Raw genomic sequence first — 1053 nt, forward strand, 5'->3', positions numbered from 1 at the left:
GTCATCGCGCGTGCATTCTTGATGTTGAAAAATTCATCCTTGGCCGCGATCTCGGAGACCGGCAGGATTTGCAGGCCGTCTTTCTTGCCACCCGGCGCATACACAAACAGATTGCGGAAGTTGCCCGGCCCCTTGCTGTTGCGCATGGCCTCACGCAGCTTGTCCACGTCATTGACGTTGCTGGCCGGGTCGGTCATGTAGAGGATGAAGCCCGCGTGCGAACCATTGAGGTAGTAGCGGCGACGGAACAGCGTGGCCGATTCATTGAGCCAGGCCGATTGCAATGCACTCACGTACTGCGGCACGCCATACACTTCCTGGTTGATATCCGGCGCTTGCAGGTGCCAAATGGAATCCGGCTCAAATTCGTAGTTGGCTCGCCAGCCATTGACGAAGAAGTACCGCCCCGGCTCCACGCCCACGCGCGTGTACTTGGCCAGCGCCGGCTTGAGACTCAACAGCTTCCCGGTCATACTCTCGCGCCGCTCGGCATAGCAATTGCCGAAGAGTAGAAAGTCCAGGGCCAGGCGCGTGAAGTCCGCCCGCGACAAGATGGCGGACGGCTGGAAGGTCGAGGCCAGGATGTTGACCTTGCACCAGATGGCGCTGGCGTGATGGACGCTGGCATTGAGCGACTTCGCCAGGCCAGCCATGCTCAAGGGCGGCTCGTACCAGTCGCCATTGCGATAGCACTCGGCATCGGCCAGCATGTCGCGGCCTTCCAGAACCGGCGACGGATCGCCGAACGTGAATGCCTCGACCGATGGCGTGGCCGGCGCCGGTACGGTGGCCGGTGGCGTGTTGGTGAATGCAGCCGCACGGCGGCGTGCTCTGTGTTTCATCAGAAGAACTCCATGGAAGAGGTGTTGTTAGCGGTGGTGCCTTCGAACGGTTCATAATCTAGGGCGTGCATGACCGACCAGGCCAAGTCAGCGTGACCGGTTTCTTCCGAGCGGCCGGCGTCGTAAGTGACGGCGCGTCCGCTGGGCGTGAGGATCTTGCGAATGGCCATTAAAGACTGCGCGATATCAGTCCAGCCCGCATCGAATTGCA

The 1053-nt window shown here is 60.8% G+C and carries 2 protein-coding genes; both read right to left on the reverse strand.

Going from position 1 to position 1053, the window contains the following annotated elements:
* The coding region (locus tag I5W_RS19665; protein WP_044530494.1) for a phage portal protein at nt 1-842 on the reverse strand (842 nt) is incomplete at its 3' end.
* On the reverse strand, nt 842-1053 hold a 212-nt coding region (locus I5W_RS30210), incomplete at its 5' end, for a phage terminase large subunit family protein (protein ID WP_441294731.1). The genes I5W_RS30210 and I5W_RS19665, both read right to left, overlap by 1 nt.

Origin of the sequence: Herbaspirillum sp. B65 (genome assembly GCF_000333555.1) — a bacterium.
In the GTDB taxonomy this organism is placed as follows: domain Bacteria; phylum Pseudomonadota; class Gammaproteobacteria; order Burkholderiales; family Burkholderiaceae_D; genus Herbaspirillum; species Herbaspirillum rubrisubalbicans.